A 16,495-nucleotide genomic window follows, 5' to 3' on the forward strand; every position below is an offset into this window, starting at 1 on the left:
GGGTCGCGACCGGGAGGGACGAGGAGGCGCGGTCAGCCCTGCGAGGCGCGGTACGCCTCGAGCTGCCGCGGTCCGAACGCGTCGGGGATGACCTCGTCGATGGTCTTGAAGCCCGAGACGGTGTCGAGGACCATGGCTTCGTCGGAGTGTTCGTAGAGCAGCTGACGGCACCGCCCGCAGGGCATCAGGACCCCGCCGTTGCCGTCGACGCAGGCGAAGGCGACCAGACGGCCCCCTCCTGACATGACGAGGTCGGACACCAATGAGCACTCGGCGCAGAGGGTGATGCCGTACGAGGCGTTCTCGACGTTGCAGCCCGAGACGATGCGACCGTCGTCCGTGACGGCTGCAGCACCCACGGGGAAGTTCGAGTAGGGGACGTACGCCTTGCGCATGGCGTCGCGAGCCGCTCCGCGGAGGGCGTCCCAGTCGGTCTCGGCGAGCACGGACTCGCTGCTGCGGCCCGTCACGACTTGATGTAGGGCTTGCCCGAGGCCGCGGGGCCCCGGGACTGCCCGACCAGGCCGGCGACCGCGAAGATCGTCACGACGTACGGCAGCATGAGCATGAACTCGCTGGGCACCGGCGAACCGATGGCCCCGAGCACGTTCTGCAGGTTGCTCGCGAAGCCGAACAGCAGCGCGGCGAGCGTGGCCCGGATCGGGTCCCACCGACCGAAGATGACCGCGGCCAGGGCGATGAAGCCCGCGCCCGCCGTCATCTCTTTCTGGAAGTTGCCGAGCGAACCGAGCGTGAAGTACGCCCCGCCGAGGCCGGCGATCGCCCCCGCGAGGGAGACGTTCCAGAACCGGGTGGCGTTGACCTTGATGCCGACGGTGTCGGCCGCCTGCGGGTGCTCGCCCACCGAACGGAGGCGCAGCCCCCACCGCGTGCGGAAGAGACCGTAGAACACGACCGCGATCGCGATGTACATCAGGTAGACGATGATCGTCTGACGGAAGAAGACCGGCCCGACGATCGGGATCTGGCTGAGGACCGGGATGTCGAGCTGCGGGAACCGCACGCCGCGGTTCAGCGACTCGGACTTCGACAGCACCTGCGAGTACAGGAAGCTGGTGAGGCCCGTGACGAGCACGTTGAGCACGACGCCGACGATGACCTGGTCGACGATGTAGCGGATGCTGAACACCGCCAGGACCATCGACACGAGCACGCCCGCGATCATCGCCCCGACCAGGCCGACGTAGGCCGACCCGGTCGCCGAGGCGACCATGGCCGAGACGAAGGCGCCCGCGAGCAACTGCCCCTCGATCGCGACGTTGACGACACCGACCCGCTCGCTGATGACGCCGCCGAGGGCACCGAAGATCAGCGGGGTGCTGAGTGCGAGGGCGCCGAGCAGCAGACCGGGCACCGGGATGGTCTGACCGGCGCTCGCCCACGTGAGGAAGCCGAGCAGGAAGAGGACGCCGAACACGGCGATCAGCCAGATCGGCACCTTCTCGAAGCGGACGGCGCGCAGCACCGCGACCACCGTGATGACGGCCAGGAGCACCGTCAGCACGATGCCGGTGCCGGCCGCCGGCAGGACCGCGTCGGGCAGGGCGAAGAAGTCCGTCGTCGTCGACAGGCGGAAGGTGCTCTCGCCGTCCCGGGCGAGGCCGAGGAACAGCACGGCGGCCACGACCGTGAAGATCGCGAACGCGATCGGGGCCTTGAGGCTGCGGGAGGAGGCCCGCGCCAGGTCGGGCGACGGCGCGGCGGGGACCGCGGTGTCGGGGGTGAGCGTGCTCACTTGGTGACCACCGCCTCCTTGTTCGAGGCCTTGCGCACCGGGCGGAGGCCCGGGGCCGGCAGACGGAAGATCGCTCGGACCAGCGGGGGCGCGGCCACGAACAACACGATGAGGGACTGCACGACGAGCACGATGTCGATCGGCACGCCGTTGGCGGCCTGCATCGAGTACCCGCCGGCCTTGAGCGCGCCGAAGAGGACGCCGGCGCCGAACACTCCCCACGGCCGCGAACGACCGAGCAGCGCGACCGTGATCGCGTCGAAGCCGATGCCGGCGTCGATGCCCGAGGTGAAGCCGCTGGTCAGCGTGCCGAGCACCTGGGTCGACCCGGCGACGCCCGCGAGCGCACCCGAGATGAGCATCGCGTAGAGGTAGATGTTCTTGACGTTCATGCCGGCCGTGCGGGCTGCGTGCGGGTTCTCGCCGACGGCACGGAACCGGAAGCCGAGCGTCGACCGGTTGATCAGCCACCAGACGACGGCGGTGATCACGATGACCAGCACGAAGCCCCAGTTGAGGTTGTACCGGGCGCCGAACAGGTCGGGCAGGATCGCCGTGTCGAGCGTGGCGGGCGACTTGGGGTTCGCGCTGCCCGGAGCCTGCAGCAGGCCCTGCGTCCGCAACATGAAGGCCAACAGGTAGAAGGCGATGTAGTTGAGCATGATCGTGAGGATCACCTCGTGGGCGCCGGTGCGGGCCTTGAGCAGGCCCACGATGCCGCCCCACAGGGCACCCGCGGCGATGCCGGCGGCGAGGGCGAGGGGAAGGTGCACGGCGAGCGGCAGGTGGAAGGAGAAGCCCACCCAGCCGGCGGCGGCCGAGGCCATCAGCATCTGCCCGCGGGCACCGATGTTGAACAGGCCCACGCGGAACGTGACCGCGACGCCGAGGCCCGCGGCGATGAGGGGCACGGCGTAGTTCAGCGTCTCGGTCAGCGGACGGATGCCCGCCGCGAAGCCGTCGACCCGGAAGTTGTAGATCGCGCCCTGGAACAGCGACGAGTACGACCCGCCGACCGCGGTCCAGAACGCCTGGAAGAAGTCGGCCGGGCGCGAGAAGAAGTAGCCCAGCGTGCCCTGCACCGTGGTGTCGGTGAACCCGATGAGGAGGCCCGAGACGACGAGCGCCAACACGACGGCGAGCACCGAGATGGCGGCGTTGCCGGTCGTGATCTCTCTCAGGAGGCGCGAGCCGCGTCCCTCGGTCGACTCCGGTGACGACGGGGCGGGTGGCGTGCCCGGGCCCGTCGTGGTGGTCGTGGCGTCGCTCACGCTGCCTGCTCCGTTCCCTGCGGCATCTCGCCGGCCATCATGAGCCCCAGCACGTCGCGAGGGGTGTCCGCCGGCACGATGCCGACGATGGTGCCGCGGTACATCACGGCGATGCGGTCGGCCAGGGCGGCGACCTCGTCGAGCTCGGTCGAGACGACGATGACGGGCACCCCCTGGTCGCGGGTCTCGACGATGCGCTTGTGCACGAACTCGATCGACCCGACGTCGATGCCGCGGGTGGGCTGGGCGGCCACGAAGAGCCGCAGGTCGCGGCTGAGCTCGCGCGCCAGAACGACCTTCTGCTGGTTGCCGCCCGAGAGGCGGCCGGCAGGCGTCGTGATGCCCTGGGTGCGGATGTCGAACTCCTTCACCTTGGCCACGGCGAACGCCGCGAGCTCGGCGAGCTTGAGCGAGCCGCGCTTCACGAAGGGACCGGACTGCGAGCGGTCGAGCATGAGGTTCTCGGCCACGGTGAACTCGCCGACGAGGCCGTCCTGGTTGCGGTCCTCGGGGACGAAACCGACGCCCGCGTCGAGGACCTGGCGCACGCTGCGGCCCGTGATGTCGCGCCCGTCCAGGGAGACCCGCCCTTCGACCCGGGGCTGGAGGCCGAGGATGGCCTCGGTGAGTTCGGTCTGGCCGTTGCCCTGGACGCCGGCGATGGCGAGGATCTCGCCCCGGCGGACCTCGAACGAGACGTCGTCCACGACGACCTGTCCGATGGGGTCGACCACCCGGAGGTTCTCGACCACCAGGGCGGGCTCGCCGGCTTCGGCGGGGGACTTCTGGACGGTGAGCTCGACGGCGCGACCGACCATGAGCGAGGCGAGCTCGGCGTTCGAGGCGGTCGGTTCGGCCTCGCCGACGACCGTGCCGAGTCGGATGACGGTGATGCGGGTGGCGACCTCGCGCACCTCGCGCAGCTTGTGGGTGATGAAGACGATGGCGGTGCCGGCGTCACGCAGCTGACGCATGATCACCATGAGCTCGTCGGTCTCCTGCGGCGTGAGCACGGCGGTGGGCTCGTCGAACACGAGCACCTTGGCGTCACGGGACAGGGCCTTGATGATCTCGACGCGTTGCTGCACACCGACGGGCAGCTCTTCGACGAGGGCGTCGGGGTCGATGTCGAAGCCGAACCGGCTGCTGATCTCTCGCACCTTGGCGCGGGCCGCGGCGAGGTCGAGCCGGCCGCCGGACCTGGTCTCTTCGTGGCCGAGCATGACGTTCTCGGCGACGGTGAAGACGGGCACCAGCATGAAGTGCTGGTGGACCATGCCGATTCCGGCGCCCATGGCGTCGCCCGGACCCGAGAAGTGCTGGACGGCGTCGTCGAGCAGGATCTCGCCCTCGTCGGCCTGGTAGAGCCCGTAGAGCACGTTCATCAGCGTGGACTTGCCGGCACCGTTCTCGCCGAGCAGGCAGTGGATCTCGCCGGGCTCGACGGTCAGGCTGATGTGGTCGTTGGCGGTCAGCGCGCCGAATCGCTTGGTGATGCCCCGCAGTTCGAGCTTCATCTCAGGTGGCTACCTCGGGTCTAGGCATTCGGGTGGGGACGGGCGGCACCGGGTCGGCGGCCCGCCCACGGGCGTTGAGAGGGCCGGGAGCGACGGGGTGACCGTCGCTCCCGGCCCTGGGTCAGTCGATGCTAATCGATGACGGGAGGTGCTTTCGTCAGCTGGTGAGCGCCGACGGGGACTCGACCTCGATCGAGCCGTCGATGATGCCGGCCTTGATGGTGTCGAGCTCGTCCTGCAGACCGGAGTCGACCTTGTCGGCGTAGTCGTGGAACGGGGCGATGCCGACGCCGTCGTTCTCGAGCGTGCCCACGTAGGGCGTGCTCGAGAACTTGTCCTCGCTGGCCTGCGTGACGACCGCGTCGGTCGCCTGCTTGATGCCCTTGAGCACCGAGGTGAGGAAGAGGTCCTTGTTGGCGCTGTCGGTCTCGTAGGTGTCGCTGTCGGCACCGACCAGGACGACGTCCTTGCCGGAGTCGCGGATCGCCTCGGCGGCGCTCTGGTAGATCGGGCCACCGACCGGCAGGATGACGTCGGCGTTCTGGTCGATCAGGGTCTGGGCGCTCTGCTTGGCCGTGGTGCCGGCCTCGAAGCCACCGGTGAAGGTGCCGTTCTGGGCGTCGACGTCCCAGCCGACGACCTTGACGTCCTCGCTCTTCTGCTCGTTGTAGTACTTCACGCCGTCGGCGAAGCCGTCCATGAAGATGGTGACGGTCGGGAACTGCATGCCGCCGAAGGTGCCGACGACGCCGGTCTTCGAGTAGCTCGCCGCCGCGTAGCCCGCGAGGAACGCGGCCTCGGACGTGTTGAAGGTGATCGGCTGCACGTTGTCGGCCGTGATCGACGAGTCGTCGATGGTGGCGTAGTTGATGCCCGAGTTCGCCTCGGCCGCCGACTTGGTGGCGTCGGCGAGCGCGAAGCCGACCGTGACGATCAGGTTGCAGCCCTGGTCGGCGAGGTTCGACAGGTTGGCGTCGTAGACCGTCTCGTCGGCCGACTCGACCGTCTTGGGCGTGGACCCGATGGTCTTCGCGGCCTCGGTCAGGCCCTCGTAGCCGAGCTGGTTGAACGACTTGTCGTCGAAGCCGCCGGCGTCGGAGACCATGCAAGGGACGAAGTCGCTCGAGGCGCCGCTGGTCGAGCCAGAGCCGCTCTCGGGGGCCGAGGCACAGCCGGCCAGGATGACGGCGGTGCTCGCCAGGGCGAGGCCGCTGAGCACGGCCTTGCGCGCAGTTGTAGTCAAGTTGTCCTCCAGGGTGCAGCCCGGCACGAAGCGCGCCGGGTGGGTATGGCTGACAGGTTACCTACTGTGACGAGCGCCTCCGACCGACGGGTGGTAGTGATGCCGAGGCGTTACACAGTCGCGACCACGACGTAACGAGCACGAAACGTCCACGGTCCCGGAGCGGGTCAGAGGACGTCGCTGCGACCGCTCAGCTTGAGGGCGTCCACGACGCCCTTGACGCGTTGGGCGTTCGCCGTCGTCGTGACGAGCAGGGCGTCGGGGGTGTCGACCACGATGATGTCGTTGACGCCGATCAGCGAGATCAGCCGGCCGCTGTTGCCGACGACGATGCCGCTCGAGCTGTCGGCGAGCACGCGGGCGTTCTCGCCGAGGATGGCCAGGTCGCTCTTGCGACCGCCGGCGTGCAGCTTGGCGATGGACGCGAAGTCGCCGACGTCGTCCCAGTCGAAGTCGCCCGGCACGACGGCAAGCCGGCCCGCCGCGGCGGCTGGTTCGGCCACGGTGTAGTCGATGGCGATCTTCTCGAGGCCGGGCCACACCTTGTCGACGACGGCGCCGCGCTTCGGGGTGTCCCACGCCGCCGCGAGCTCTTCGATGCCCTCGAGCAGGTCGGGACGGGTCTCGCCCAGCTGCTCGAGCAACCGGTCGGCCCGCGAGATGAACATGCCGCCGTTCCAGAGGTAGTCGCCGCCGGAGACGTAGCGCTCGGCCGTCTCGAGGTCGGGCTTCTCGACGAACGACTCGACCGTGCGGGCGCTCGGTGCGCCCTCGATGTCGAGCGGTGCGCCGACGTGGATGTAGCCGAACCCGATCGCGGGTTCGGTGGGGGTGATGCCGATCGTGGCGATGTAGCCCTCGTCGGCGGCGACGATGGCCTCGCGGACGGCCCGACCGAAACCGCGGGTGTCGGCGATGACGTGGTCGGCGGCGAACGAGCCGATGATGACGTCCGGCTCACGACGACGGAGGACGGCGGCCGCGAGGCCGATGGCCGCGGTGCTGTCCTTCGGCTCGCTCTCGAGGACGACGTTGTGGTCGGCGAGGCCGGGAAGCTGCGACTCGACCGCGGCTCGGTGTGCCCGCCCGGTGACCACCATGATGCGTTGGTCGCCGTTGAGCGGGGCGAGGCGGTCCCAGGTGCCGCGCAGCAGGGTCGACCCGCTGCCGGTGAGGTCGTGCAGGAACTTGGGCGCGTCGGCGCGGCTGAGCGGCCAGAGACGGGACCCGATGCCACCCGCCGGGATGATGCTGTAGAACCGGTCGAGGCTTTCCTGGATCGTCATGAGTTCACCTTATCGACGCCCCTCCTCCATGCCTCCGATCCCCTCGCGCCACCGTCGCCGTCGAGGCTCGCAGCACGAGCAGTCCGAGGAGGACCGATGCGAGTCGTGATCGTGACCGAGAGCTTCCTACCCACCGTCAACGGGGTCACCACGAGCGTGCTGCGCGTGCTCGACCACCTGGCCCGACGCGGACACGAGGCCATGGTCATCGCCCCGGCCGGCCGCGGGACCACGAGCTACGCCGGCTTCCCCGTCCACCGGGTGCCGTCCGTGGCCTACCGCCAGTTCCCGGTCGGTCTGCCGAACCCGCAGGTCGCGGCCGCCATCGCCGGGTTCCGACCCGACGTCGTGCACGTCGCCTCGCCGTTCCTGCTCGGCGCCCAGGCCATCGCCGCGGCGGCACGCCTGGGCGTGCCCTCGGTCGCCGTCTTCCAGACCGACGTCGCCCGGTACGCGGGGACCAACGGCCTCGGGCTCGGCTCGACCGTCGCCTGGCGGCTCGTCCGCCGCATCCACGACCAGGCCACGACGACGCTGGTCCCCTCGCGCGCCTCCTTGCGGGACCTCGAGACGGCCGGCGTGGGCCGGCTCGCGACCTGGGGGCGAGGAGTCGACTCGGCCCTGTTCCACCCGAACCGCAAGTCGGGCGACGCGGTGCGCGCCCTGCGGGAGTCCTGGGGCGCATCCGACCAGGTGCTCGTCGGCTACGTGGGCCGACTGGCCCCCGAGAAACAGGTCGAGCGGCTGGCCGCCCTGCGCCCCCTGCGGGAGGCCCGCCTCGTGGTCGTCGGGGGCGGCCCCTCACTGCCCGCCCTCCGCCGCCGCCTGCGACAGCTCGACCCGGTGTTCACCGGCCCTCTGCACGGCGAGCACCTCGCGGACGCCTATGCGGCGCTCGACGTGTTCGTGCACACCGGCTCGACCGAGACCTTCGGTCAGACCGTCCAGGAGGCCCACGCCAGCGGACTGCCGGTCGTGGCCCCGGCCGCGGGCGGGCCCCTCGACCTGGTGCGGCACGGGGTCGACGGGTTCCTCTTCGAGCCCCGCCACGACCACTCGCTCCGCCGGAGCGTCCGCACCCTGGTCCTCTCGGACGAGCTGCGGGCCCGCTTCGGCGAGGCCGGCAGGCGGGCGGTCGTCGGACGCACGTGGGAGACGCTCGGCGACGAGCTCGTCGAGCACTACCGACGGGCGATGGCGAGCGTCCGCGACGGGGCGGAGCGCGCCTCCGTCCGCTGATCGCGGGGCCGGGCCGACGGGTCCGTCTTGTCTCGACGTCGAACGACTTCGGAGGGGCGGGGCCGCGTCCGCACTCGGCGGGAACATAGACTGGACAGGTTCTGAGAACGCCACCAGCGGACACGGCTGTCCCTCGTACCGATCGAGCGAGAGCGTCGTCCGCCCCATCCGCGAGGAGAAGTGCTCATGGCCGAGCAGTCGACGCGAACGGTCGCATCACCGGCAGGCAGACCGGGTGCACCGAAGATCAGTGCGCCCAAGGCGCCCGGGAAGATCGCCGGCACCCTCTACCGGGGCCGTGAAGGCATGTGGTCGTGGGTCCTCCACCGCATCACCGGCGTGAGCATCTACTTCTTCCTGCTGGTGCACATCCTCGACACCGCCCTGGTGCGGATCAGCCCCGAGGCCTACAACGCGGTGATCGGGACCTACAAGAACCCGATCATGGGGCTCGGCGAGACCGGCCTCGTCGCCGCGATCCTGTTCCACGCCCTGAACGGCCTGCGGATCATCCTCATCGACTTCTGGGGCCCCGGCACCAAGTACCAGCGCGTCATGTTCTGGGTCGTCATCGGCCTCGCCGTGGTCCTGTTCGCCGGCTTCGCCCCGCGCCACCTGATGAACGTCTTCTCGGAGTAGAGCCATGACCACCCAGACCGTCGAAGCCCCGCGCTCGGCCCGTGCGGCCCAGCGCTCCACCAACTACGAGAAGTGGGGCTGGATCTACATGCGTGCCAGCGGCCTGCTGCTCGTCGTGCTCGTGTTCGGCCACCTGTTCATCAACCTGCTCGCGAGCGAGGGCGGCGTCAAGGCCATCGACTTCGCCTTCGTGGCCGGCAAGTGGGCCAGCCCGTTCTGGCAGGTCTACGACACCCTCCTCCTCTGGCTCGCGCTGATCCACGGCACGAACGGCATGCGGACGATCGTCAACGACTACGTCTCGAAGCCGACGGTGCGCAAGGTCCTGCTCGTCACGCTCGTCACCTCGACCGTCGTCCTGCTCGTCCTCGGCACGCTCGTGATCTACACGTTCGACCCGTGCCCCGCGAACGCCCCGGCCGACCTGCTGCCGTCGTTCTGCACCGCCGGCTAGCCACCCGGCCCACCGTCCACTCCGGCCACCGGCCGCACGTCCCCCACCGGAAAGAACCGTGACCACACCCTCCCCCGCCCCCGCCAGCACCGTCGTCGACGGCGTCCACTACCACCAGCACGACATCGTCATCGTCGGGGCCGGGGGTGCGGGCATGAGGGCGGCCATCGAGGCCGGCCCGAACGCCAGCACCGCGGTGATCTCGAAGCTGTACCCGACCCGTTCGCACACCGGTGCGGCCCAGGGCGGCATGGCCGCGGCCCTCGCCAACGTCGAGGACGACAACTGGGAGTGGCACACGTTCGACACCGTCAAGGGCGGCGACTACCTCGTCGACCAGGACGCCGCCGAGATCCTCGCCAAAGAGGCGATCGACGCCGTCCTCGACCTCGAGAACATGGGGCTGCCGTTCAACCGCACCCCCGAGGGCAAGATCGACCAGCGTCGCTTCGGCGGCCACACGGCCGAGCACGGCAAGAACCCCGTCCGGCGAGCCTGCTACGCGGCCGACCGCACGGGTCACATGATCCTCCAGACGCTCTACCAGAACTGCGTCAAGCACGGCATCAACTTCTTCAACGAGTTCTACGTCCTCGACCTCATCATGGGAGAGATCGACGGAGAAGAGCGCCCGGCCGGCGTGATCGCCTACGAGCTCTCGACCGGCGACCTGCACGTGTTCCAGGGCAAGGCCGTCATCTTCGCCACCGGCGGCTTCGGCAAGATCTACAAGACGACGTCCAACGCGCACACCCTGACCGGCGACGGCGTGGGCATCATCTGGCGCAAGGGCCTGCCGCTCGAGGACATGGAGTTCTTCCAGTTCCACCCGACCGGCCTCGCCGGGCTCGGCATCCTGCTGAGCGAGGCCGCCCGCGGTGAGGGCGCGATCCTGCGCAACAGCGAGGGCGAGCGCTTCATGGAGCGCTACGCCCCCACCATCAAGGACCTGGCGCCCCGCGACATCGTCGCGCGCTGCATGGCGACCGAGATCCGCGAGGGCCGTGGGGCCGGACCGCACAAGGACTACGTCTACCTCGACATCACCCACCTCGACCCGGCCGTGATCGACGCCAAGCTGCCGGACATCACGGAGTTCGCCCGCACCTACCTCGGCGTCGAGCCCTACACCGAGCCCGTCCCCGTGCTGCCGACCGCCCACTACGCCATGGGTGGCATCCCGACGAACGTCAAGGCCGAGGTGCTCCGCGACAACACGACGGTCGTGCCGGGCCTCTACGCCGCCGGCGAGTGCGCCTGCGTCAGCGTGCACGGCTCGAACCGCCTCGGCACGAACTCGCTGCTCGACATCAACGTCTTCGGCAAGCGCGCCGGCAACAACGCCGTCGAGTACGTGAAGGACGCACCCTTCGTGCCGCTGCCCGACGATCCGGCCGGCTTCGTGCGCGGTCTCGTCGAGGACGTCCGCAACGCCACGGGCACCGAGCGCATCGCGACGCTGCGCAAGGAGCTGCAGGACAGCATGGACCGCAACGCCCAGGTGTTCCGTACCGAAGAGACCCTCGACGAGGTCACCCACGTGATCGCCGACCTCCGCGACCGGTTCAAGAACATCTCGGTGCAGGACAAGGGCAAGCGCTTCAACACCGACCTGCTCGAGGCCATCGAGCTGGGCTTCCTGCTCGACCTCGCCGAGGTCGTCGTCTACTCGGCTCGGTCGCGTCAAGAGAGCCGCGGGGGGCACTTCCGCGAGGACTACCCCACGCGCGACGACGAGAACTGGCTCGTCCACACGATGGCGTACCTGACGGGCGACGCCCACTCGTCCCTGGCCGGCGACCACATCCGCCTCGACACCAAACCCGTCGTGATCACGAACTACCAGCCGATGGAACGGAAGTACTGACATGAGCACCGCTGTCCTCGAGAACAAGCCCCAGGGCGCCGACGCCGTCCCCACGTTCACGGCGACCCTGATCATCCGTCGGTTCGACCCCGAGGTCGACGACGAGCCCCGCTGGCAGGACTTCGACGTCCAGGTGCTGCCGACGGACCGAGTGCTCGACGCCCTGCACCAGATCAAGTGGGAGCAGGACGGTTCGCTGACCTTCCGTCGTTCGTGCGCCCATGGCGTCTGCGGCTCCGACGCGATGCGCATCAACGGTCGCAACCGGTTGGCCTGCAAGACGCTGATCAAGGACCTCGACATCTCGCAGCCGATCTACGTCGAAGCGATCAAGGGCCTTCCCCTCGAGAAGGACCTCGTCGTGGACATGGAGCCCTTCTTCCAGTCGTACCGTGAGATCCAGCCGTTCCTCATGGCCTCGTCCAAGCCCGAGAAGGAGCGCCTGCAGAGCGCCACCCAGCGCGAGCGCTTCGACGACACGACCAAGTGCATCCTCTGCGCCGCCTGCACGTCGAGCTGCCCGGTGTTCTGGACCGACGGCCAGTACTTCGGTCCGGCCGCCATCGTCAACGCGCACCGCTTCATCTTCGACTCGCGCGACGAGGGTGCGCAGGTGCGCCTCGACATCCTGAACGACAAAGAAGGCGTGTGGCGCTGCCGCACCACCTTCAACTGCACCGAGGCCTGCCCGCGCGGCATCCAGGTGACGCAGGCCATCGCCGAGGTCAAGCAGGCCGTCTTGCGCGGACGGGCCTGACACCGAGCCACCGCCACGAGAGAGGGCCCGACCACCACGTGGTCGGGCCCTCTCTCGTACGACGGGTCGCGGCGGCGCATGGACGCACGTCGACGACCTGGTCAGTCGTCCTCGACGATGCAGGCGGCCTCGAGGCCGAGGGCGAGGCGGAGCGCGACCGACACCCCGGTCTCGCCTTCGTCGCCCATCGGGGCGACGGCGTCGATCCAGAACACCGGGAGGGGCACCGAGGGCGGGTCGGGCAGCAGACGGTGGACCTCGTCCGCCTCGGTCAGTTCGGCCGCCTGGTAGACGGTGAGGAGCGGAACCCCACCCGCCCCGAACACCTGGAGAGCGTCGCCGCCGTCGATCTCGCGCACGCCCAGCGAACCGTCGACGGCGTGGGCCGCCGTGGCGAGGTCGAGCTGGTCGTAGACGTGCGGACTCAGGATGGTGATGTCGCGGGGCATCAGCTCTCGTCCTCGGCAGGACGCGGACGCTCGGTTCCGGCCTGGGACTCGATGCCTGCCTGGTCGCCGGACCGGCTGCCCGTCCCGGCATCGGTCTCGGTCATGGCCTCGGCCTCGGCCGTGCTCTCGTGCAGCAGGTCCAGTTCGTGCAGGTCTTCCTCCCACGCCTGGAGCAGAGGGCTGGCCACGAGCTGGGCGAGCCTCTCGGGGCCGACGGCCTCCAGCGTGCGGTGCAGAGCGTTCCAGCCCGACGTGGCCTCGTCACCCAGCGGCACGACGTAGGCGGGCAGGCGCGGTCGGCCGACCACGACGACCGGACGCTCGGCGTCGAGGGCGGAGCGTTCGAGGCCGAGCCGACGCACGGACGGTGCGCCGATCAAGAGGGCGACCGGGTTCGGCGGGGGGTAGGTCACGGCCCGGACGCACCGATCGGACTCGCCCTCGCGGGCGATGACGAGTGCGAAGGTCGGCAGGGACGACTCGGCGATGTGGCCGAGAGCGTCGGTCAGCCGGGCGATGGCGTCGTCGAGCGTCCCCTCGGTCACGTCGACCGTCAACGCCGTGGTCTCCTCGATGCCCTGGTCGGTGACCCGTGCGGTGATCGTCGCCGAGAGGTGCGGCCCCTCGACGACGACCCGGACGGTCTCAGGAGCCTGGTGACGGGCGTGTTGGGTGAGGACCCAGCGGTCCCAGGCGTGGCCCAGGGGCTCGGTCGCCCCCCACCGGGTCGGGACGGCGCCCGAGACGGCCGCTCCCAGGGTCTCGACCGCGCCTCCCAGGCTCGTGTCGTGGGACGCCCTGTGGAGCACCGTGAGGTCGACGCTGAGCTGGCAGGTGGTGTCGACGGCGTCCTCGATGAGGGGCAGCCACCCGGCGGACGGCGCGGCGGGTACCGAGGCGTCGGGCTCGGTGGCCGCGGCGTCGACGTCGGCGTAGGGCAGGCCCGTGAGGCCGTCCCGGAGACGGTCCTCGTCGTCGTGCACGGCCCAGACGCCCCCGGCGGCGACCAGGGCGGCCCGGAGGCCGACGGTGAGGCGCGACCGTTCGCTGGTGACGAGCACGACGCGTCGACTCGTCGGGGGTCGACCGAGGAGGTCCGCGAGCGGACGACTGAGTCGGACGACGCGGGCCCTGCTGTCGACCCGGACGGCGCGCGACGAGATCGCGTCGACCAACGGGTGTCGGATTGGGGTGCCCACCCGTCGATTCTGCTCCGTGGCGGAGGGCCGTGACCGGATGCACGGCGGACTCGGACCAGCCCGGCCCGAGACGGCCCACGCGGCCTAGGCTGGGTCCCCGTCATCGCCAACGACCCTCGAGAGGCCTGCCATGAACGACGCCCGACGCCTCGACCGACGGCCCTGCAGGCCCGGTCCGCGAGCGATCTCGTGAGACGACGCCCGTACCGCAACGGCGAACGCCCCCTCGACCAGCGGGAACGCCGACGAGCCTTCGCGGCAGCCGTCCGGACGAGGCCGCCCCTCCGACCCACCGCCGACCGGGAGTTCGGTCGGGCCCTCGCGCGCCTCGACGAGCTCGTCGAGAAGGTCCTGCTCTCGGGCGACCACGACCGCTTGCTCGACGAGACGCGGGTGTCGACCTGGCCTCGCGAACTGGACGCCGTGGCCGCGGTCGTGGTGGACCGGCTCGATCCGCCGCCGTCGGTCGACCGCGCGGCGGTGTCCGCCGCCGTCGCGGACAACCTGGAGGCGCGCTTCGGCCTGCGTGCGGGAGCCTCCCCGACCGAGAGGTCGGTCGTCCTCTGGCAGTCGGTGGCCGGTGCCGACTCGCGGCTCGCCGAGAACGGGTGGGAGCGTGACGTCCTCTCGGACGACCGGGAGGCGCTGGCCGAGTTCTTCGCCTCGGACGGCGATCCGGTGCGGGCACGTCTCACGCGGTCGTCGGGTCGCCTGCACCTCGAACTGCGGGGCACGAACGCACCCGTCGGCGACCGGTCGTCGTCGTACGCGGTGCTGTCGAGATCGAGCGCGCTCGTCCTCGTCGACGATCCTCGTGGCCTCGTCTCGGTGCTCGACGAGAGCACGGCCGGTGCGCTGCGCGACGTGGTCGTGGCCTGGGGCGAACTGGCCGACCACCTCGACGAACGACGCGCTGAGACCGGGGCACGCTGAAGCCGGACGGTCTTGAGGCCGGACCGTTCTGAGGCCCGACCGTCCTGAGGCCGGAACGCCCCGAGGCCCGACGGCCCCGAGGTCGGACGGACGACGAACGACGCCGCCCCCGGGAGGGGCGACGCCGTCCCGACCGTCAGACGGTGACGGCTTCGGCTGCCTGTCGCGCGCCCGCGGCGGTGGTCGCCGCGACGGCGGCGGCCGCGAGCTCGCGAGCCTGGTCGAGGGTGTACCGGGAGAGCTCGAGGCGCACGTCGGCCAACGCGGCCGGCGTCATCGAGAGCGTGGTCGCCCCCAGACCGACGAGCACGACGGCCAGCAGGGGGTCGGCCGCGGCCTCGCCGCAGATGCCGACCGGCTTGCCGGCTGCGGCACCGGCGTCGCCGAGCGACTTGACCAGACGCAGCACGGCGGGGTGCCAGGGGTCTTGATAGGCGGCCACGGAGCCGAGCATGCGGTCGGCCGCCATCGTGTACTGGGTGAGGTCGTTCGTCCCGACGCTGACGAAGTCGGCGCTGGCGAAGATCTGGTCCGCGAGCACCGCGAGCGAGGGGACCTCGGCCATCACGCCGACCGTCTTCAGGCCGAGTTCTCGGCCGAGGGCGACGAAGTACTCGGTCTCTTCGGCGTCGCTGACCATGGGCGCCATGACCCACAGGTCGGCGGTGGTCGCCGCCTGTGCCTGCGCCAAGGCGGTGAGCTGGTCGCGCAGGATGTCTTCTTTGACGCGCAGGGCGCGGAGGCCGCGCAGGCCGAGCGCGGGATTCTCCTCGTGGGCGTCGTTCAGGAAGCTGAGCGGCTTGTCGGCGCCCGCGTCGAGGGCGCGCACGACGACCTTCTTGCCCGGGAAGGCCTCGAGCAGGGCGGTGTAGCTCGCCGTCTGGCTCTCGACGGTGGGCGCGGTGGAATTGCCGAGGAAGAGGAACTCGGTGCGGAACAGTCCGACGCCTTCGGCACCCAGTTCGATGGCCCCGGCCGCCTCGGCCGGCGCGCCGAGGTTCGCGAGCAGCGGGACGGTGTGGCCGTCGGCCAGCGCGCCCTCGGTGAGCGGCGCGGCAGCGGCGGCGGCGCGGTCGGCGATGCGCTTCTCGGCGTCGGCGACCTCGTCCGCGGACGGGTCGACCGTGACGACGCCGGTCGCGGCATCGGCCACGACGATCGTGCCGTCGGCGAGGTCGAGCGCACCGGTCACCCCGACGATCGCGGGGATCGACTTGGACCGGGCGAGGATGGCGGTGTGCGACGTGGGTCCGCCGTCACGCGTGACCAGGGCGAGCACCTTGTCGAGGTCGAGCAGGGCGGTGTCGGCAGGGGCGAGGTCGGGCGCGACCAGCACGAACGGGGTGTCGCTCTCGGGCACCCCGGGAGCCGGGACGCCTCGCAGCGAGGCGATGACGCGCTGCGCCACGTCGCCGAGGTCCGTCGCGCGTTCGGCCATGTAGCCCCCCATGCCGATCAGGAGGTCCTGGAAGGCGGCGAACGCCTCGTGCACGGCGCGTTCACCGGTGCGACCGTCGTCGATGCGGGCCTTCACGTCGTCGGTGAGGGTGGGGTCCTGGGCCATCAGCGACTGGGCGTCGAGGACGTCCTTCGCCTCGCCGCCGGCCTTCTCGCCGCGGGCCGTGAGGTCGGCGGCGACCGCGGAGAGGGCGGTGAGCACGGCGTCGTACTCGAGAGCCGCGTCGGCGGTGCGGGGATCGGTGCCCGGCTCGGGCAGCGGATCAGGCATCTTCTTGACGGGGCCGACGGCCACTCCACGTCCGACGCCAACGCCCTGTAGTGCCACGGTGAACCTCTTCGAGTCTCGATGGTGGGGACGTGCGGCAGGACGCCGGGCACGCCCACGGTCGGTCCATCGTAGACGGAACGTCCGGACGTCCGGTCA

At 70.5% G+C, this 16,495-nt stretch carries 15 protein-coding genes; 6 read left to right on the forward strand and 9 right to left on the reverse strand.

Annotated features, from left to right (window positions below; all coding sequences use genetic code 11):
- Positions 1 to 32 precede the first annotated feature (32 nt).
- From ACIOSR_RS03960 to ACIOSR_RS03985, 6 genes are all read right to left on the reverse strand, one after another.
- Positions 33 to 470: a cytidine deaminase gene (locus ACIOSR_RS03960; protein ID WP_233568359.1), complete on the reverse strand. Its 438-nt coding sequence runs from the start codon at positions 468 to 470 to the stop codon at positions 33 to 35.
- On the reverse strand, positions 467 to 1,756 hold the full coding sequence (locus tag ACIOSR_RS03965; RefSeq protein ID WP_056046404.1) for an ABC transporter permease: 1,290 nt from the start codon (positions 1,754 to 1,756) through the stop codon (positions 467 to 469). Before ACIOSR_RS03965 ends, ACIOSR_RS03960 begins: the two co-directional genes overlap by 4 nt.
- Complete coding sequence (locus ACIOSR_RS03970) at positions 1,753 to 3,027, reverse strand: ABC transporter permease (RefSeq protein WP_402751882.1); 1,275 nt, start codon at positions 3,025 to 3,027, stop codon at positions 1,753 to 1,755. Before ACIOSR_RS03970 ends, ACIOSR_RS03965 begins: the two co-directional genes overlap by 4 nt.
- Positions 3,024 to 4,544 (reverse strand): ABC transporter ATP-binding protein, encoded by a 1,521-nt coding sequence (locus ACIOSR_RS03975; RefSeq protein ID WP_402751883.1) that lies wholly within the window; start codon positions 4,542 to 4,544, stop codon positions 3,024 to 3,026. Before ACIOSR_RS03975 ends, ACIOSR_RS03970 begins: the two co-directional genes overlap by 4 nt.
- A 157-nt stretch (positions 4,545 to 4,701) precedes the next feature.
- Complete coding sequence (locus ACIOSR_RS03980; protein WP_159825424.1) at positions 4,702 to 5,787, reverse strand: BMP family protein; 1,086 nt, start codon at positions 5,785 to 5,787, stop codon at positions 4,702 to 4,704.
- Between the two features lie 167 nt (positions 5,788 to 5,954).
- Positions 5,955 to 7,073, reverse strand: coding sequence for a mannose-1-phosphate guanylyltransferase (locus ACIOSR_RS03985; protein WP_123570462.1), 1,119 nt, complete (start codon positions 7,071 to 7,073; stop codon positions 5,955 to 5,957).
- A gap of 96 nt (positions 7,074 to 7,169) precedes the next feature.
- Between ACIOSR_RS03985 and ACIOSR_RS03990 the strand changes: the two genes are divergently transcribed.
- From ACIOSR_RS03990 to ACIOSR_RS04010, 5 genes are all read left to right on the forward strand, one after another.
- Positions 7,170 to 8,312: a glycosyltransferase family 4 protein gene (locus tag ACIOSR_RS03990; RefSeq protein WP_402751884.1), complete on the forward strand. Its 1,143-nt coding sequence runs from the start codon at positions 7,170 to 7,172 to the stop codon at positions 8,310 to 8,312.
- Between the two features lie 186 nt (positions 8,313 to 8,498).
- A complete protein-coding gene (gene sdhC, locus ACIOSR_RS03995; protein ID WP_082460414.1) occupies positions 8,499 to 8,951 on the forward strand; it encodes a succinate dehydrogenase, cytochrome b556 subunit in 453 nt (150 codons plus the stop codon).
- Positions 8,952 to 8,955: 4 nt separating this feature from the next.
- Positions 8,956 to 9,405, forward strand: a complete 450-nt coding sequence (sdhD, locus tag ACIOSR_RS04000; RefSeq protein ID WP_056046415.1) for a succinate dehydrogenase, hydrophobic membrane anchor protein — start codon at positions 8,956 to 8,958, stop codon at positions 9,403 to 9,405.
- Positions 9,406 to 9,463: 58 nt separating this feature from the next.
- Complete coding sequence (gene sdhA / locus ACIOSR_RS04005) at positions 9,464 to 11,272, forward strand: succinate dehydrogenase flavoprotein subunit (protein WP_056046417.1); 1,809 nt, start codon at positions 9,464 to 9,466, stop codon at positions 11,270 to 11,272.
- A 1-nt stretch (position 11,273) separates the two neighbouring features.
- Positions 11,274 to 12,029: a succinate dehydrogenase iron-sulfur subunit gene (locus ACIOSR_RS04010; RefSeq protein WP_056046419.1), complete on the forward strand. Its 756-nt coding sequence runs from the start codon at positions 11,274 to 11,276 to the stop codon at positions 12,027 to 12,029.
- Positions 12,030 to 12,130: 101 nt separating this feature from the next.
- Here the strand turns inward: ACIOSR_RS04010 and ACIOSR_RS04015 are convergent, their stop codons facing one another.
- The gene (locus ACIOSR_RS04015; RefSeq protein ID WP_056046421.1) at positions 12,131 to 12,478 is read right to left on the reverse strand and encodes a hypothetical protein; all 348 of its coding nucleotides are present in this window, start codon (positions 12,476 to 12,478) and stop codon (positions 12,131 to 12,133) included.
- Positions 12,478 to 13,677 carry a DUF6177 family protein gene (locus ACIOSR_RS04020; protein WP_200412281.1) on the reverse strand — a complete coding sequence of 400 codons (1,200 nt, stop codon included), beginning with the start codon at positions 13,675 to 13,677 and terminating at the stop codon, positions 12,478 to 12,480. The genes ACIOSR_RS04015 and ACIOSR_RS04020 overlap by 1 nt, the downstream gene beginning before the upstream one ends.
- Positions 13,678 to 13,866: 189 nt before the next feature.
- Between ACIOSR_RS04020 and ACIOSR_RS04025 the strand changes: the two genes are divergently transcribed.
- Complete coding sequence (locus ACIOSR_RS04025) at positions 13,867 to 14,610, forward strand: hypothetical protein (RefSeq protein WP_123570465.1); 744 nt, start codon at positions 13,867 to 13,869, stop codon at positions 14,608 to 14,610.
- Positions 14,611 to 14,746: 136 nt separating this feature from the next.
- Here ACIOSR_RS04025 and ptsP read toward each other — a convergent pair whose 3' ends face one another.
- Positions 14,747 to 16,396: a phosphoenolpyruvate--protein phosphotransferase gene (ptsP, locus tag ACIOSR_RS04030; protein ID WP_082460298.1), complete on the reverse strand. Its 1,650-nt coding sequence runs from the start codon at positions 16,394 to 16,396 to the stop codon at positions 14,747 to 14,749.
- Positions 16,397 to 16,495 lie beyond the last annotated feature (99 nt).

Source organism: Frigoribacterium sp. NPDC087798 (assembly GCF_044742985.1).
Classification (GTDB): Bacteria; Actinomycetota; Actinomycetes; order Actinomycetales; family Microbacteriaceae; genus Frigoribacterium.

What these genes read in the sequence shown, in the direction of transcription:
- ACIOSR_RS03990 (WP_402751884.1), top strand. Translation starts at nt 7,170, where the DNA reads ATGCGAGTCGTGATCGTGACCGAGAGCTTCCTACCCACCGTCAACGGG.
- sdhD (WP_056046415.1), top strand. Translation starts at nt 8,956, where the DNA reads ATGACCACCCAGACCGTCGAAGCCCCGCGCTCGGCCCGTGCGGCCCAG.
- ACIOSR_RS04010 (WP_056046419.1), top strand. Translation starts at nt 11,274, where the DNA reads ATGAGCACCGCTGTCCTCGAGAACAAGCCCCAGGGCGCCGACGCCGTC.
- ACIOSR_RS04015 (WP_056046421.1), bottom strand. Translation starts at nt 12,478, where the DNA reads ATGCCCCGCGACATCACCATCCTGAGTCCGCACGTCTACGACCAGCTC.
- ACIOSR_RS03975 (WP_402751883.1), bottom strand. Translation starts at nt 4,544, where the DNA reads ATGAAGCTCGAACTGCGGGGCATCACCAAGCGATTCGGCGCGCTGACC.
- sdhC (WP_082460414.1), top strand. Translation starts at nt 8,499, where the DNA reads ATGGCCGAGCAGTCGACGCGAACGGTCGCATCACCGGCAGGCAGACCG.
- ACIOSR_RS03985 (WP_123570462.1), bottom strand. Translation starts at nt 7,073, where the DNA reads ATGACGATCCAGGAAAGCCTCGACCGGTTCTACAGCATCATCCCGGCG.